The organism is Stenotrophomonas sp. P5_A9 (assembly GCF_056400525.1).
Map to the genome: position 1 here is coordinate 1 of NZ_JBFULC010000136.1, position 2,232 is coordinate 2,232.

Sequence of the window (2,232 nt, forward strand, 5' to 3'; positions counted from 1 at the left end):
GCCGCGACGGGGCCCGCACGCGCGCGACAGACCCGATCAGAGACGCCACGCGATCCCTACGCCCCAAGGACCGCATGACGCGCACGCGCACCGCCGTGCACCGTCCGCCAAGGCTCTTGGAACCAGACGCTCCCCACCTTGGGAAGAAAAGACTTATCGCTTGCTTGTTGCTGCTCCATCCCCAGAATAGGCGCACTGAACCAAATGCCGGACGGACATCGCGGGATGAAGAGCAAGCAGGAAATCGTTGAAAACTGGCTGCCGCGTTACACCGGCGTGCCCTTGGACCAGTTCGGCCAGCACATCCTGCTGACCAACTTTGCCGGCTATCTGCATACCTTCTCGCACCTTACCGGCGCACCGGTGCAGGGCATGGATCGGCCGATGGCCAGCGTCACCAGCGATGACATTACCCTGATCAACTTCGGCATGGGCAGCCCCAACGCGGCCATCGTGATGGACCTGCTGTCGGCGGTAATGCCCAAGGCGGTGCTGTTCCTGGGCAAATGCGGTGGGCTCAAGCGCAAGAACCAGCTGGGCGACCTGGTCCTGCCGATCGCCGCGATCCGCGGCGAGGGCACTTCCAGCGACTACCTGCCGCCGGAAGTGCCGGCGCTGCCGGCCTTCGCCCTGCAGCGTGCGGTGTCCACGACCATCCGCGATCTGGGCCACGATTACTGGACCGGCACGGTCTACACGACCAACCGTCGGGTCTGGGAGCATGATGAGGCCTTCAAGGAAAAGCTGCGGCTGATGCGCTGCATGGCCATCGATATGGAGACGGCCACCCTGTTCGCAGCCGGCTTTGCCAACCACATTCCGATCGGTGCATTGCTGTTGGTGTCCGATCAGCCGATGATCCCCGACGGGGTCAAGACCGAGGCGTCCGATGCCAAGGTCAGCTCGCAGTTCGTCGAAAACCATATCCAGATCGGTATCGAGGCGCTTAAGCTTATACGGCGCAACGGCAAGTCGGTCCGCCACCTGCGCTTTGACGAGTGATGGATATCGCACCGGCGGGCGTCTTGGGGACGCGCCGCCATCAGGGGTAGTAAATGGACGTGGCGGCACAAGTCGTGGAGTTCTGGCGCAATGCCGGCCCACAGCAATGGTTCACGCGCGATGACGCGTTCGATGCGCGGTTCCGCGAGGCGTTCCTGGAGGAACACTTCGCCGCTGCCCGTCGTGCACGCGAGCATTGGCTGGGCAGTGCCGATGGCGCGCTGGYGCTGATGATCCTGCTCGACCAGTTTCCGCGTAACTGTTTCCGCGATACCGCCCATTCCTACGCCACCGATGGGCTGGCCCGGCACTACGCGATGYGCGCGGTGGAAGAGGGGCTGGACCTGCAGTTGGTGCCCAAGCTGCGCGCTTTCATCTATCTGCCGTTCGAGCATTCGGAAGACCCGCAGGACCAGGAGCGTTCGGTGGCGATGTTCGATGTGCTGGGCGACAAGGAATACCTGCAGTACGCCGAGCTGCACCGCGACATCATCCGCCGGTTCGGTCGCTTCCCGCACCGCAATGCGGTGCTGGGGCGGATGCCGACGCCGGAAGAGCTGGATTACCTGGCCGAAGGCGGGTTTGCGGGTTGAGAGCGGCGTAGAAGCAAAAAGCGTAAAAGCAACAGCAACAGCAACAGCAACAGCAACAGCAACAGCAACAGCAACAGCAGCGAGTCTTTGCCTGCTCTGGCTTGGCGGGTACGGGTGGGTTGGCGGGACACGCCGTAAATCCGTCCATGGAGGCTCGCGTGCGCCATCCATGGCGCACGACGGTCCCGCCAACCCACCCGTACCCACCCTTTGACAGTGTGCTGGTGCGCAAAGGAAGAGCGGACGCGTTCGCGCCGTTCGCGCCCCTCGAGCCCCTCGAGCCCTACGAGCCATCCGGATCATTCGGATCATTCGCGTGCTGGCGGCAATGCGTTGCTTTTGCCATGGCCACCAGCCATCTGTCTGGGGCGGGGGTGTGTGGGTTCGCGGGACCGTCGTGTGCCATGGATGGCACACGCGAGCCTCCAGGGAYGGATTTACGGCGTGTCCCGCGAACCCACACACCCCCGCCCCAGACAGAKGGCTGGTGGCCATGGCAAAAGCAACGCATTGCCGCCAGCACGCGAATGATCCGAATGATCCGGATGGCTCGTAGGGCTCGAGGGGCTCGAGGGGCGCGAACGGCGCGAACGCGTCCGCTCWTCCTTTGCGCACCAGCACACWGTCAAAGGGTGGG

The 2,232-nt window shown here is 63.7% G+C and carries 2 protein-coding genes; both read left to right on the plus strand.

What is annotated here, in order from left to right; translation table 11 throughout:
• Positions 1-225 precede the first annotated feature (225 nt).
• A complete protein-coding gene (locus AC1DR7_RS20240; RefSeq protein WP_457321943.1) occupies positions 226-1,002 on the plus strand; it encodes an AMP nucleosidase in 777 nt (258 codons plus the stop codon).
• 53 nt (positions 1,003-1,055) lie between these two features.
• Positions 1,056-1,595 carry a DUF924 family protein gene (locus AC1DR7_RS20245; RefSeq protein WP_478076666.1) on the plus strand — a complete coding sequence of 180 codons (540 nt, stop codon included), beginning with the start codon at positions 1,056-1,058 and terminating at the stop codon, positions 1,593-1,595.
• The last annotated feature ends 637 nt before the right edge of the window (positions 1,596-2,232 follow it).

Excerpts from the sequence above, each read along its gene's own strand:
- AC1DR7_RS20240 (WP_457321943.1), top strand. The coding sequence starts at position 226 with ATGAAGAGCAAGCAGGAAATCGTTGAAAACTGGCTGCCGCGTTACACC.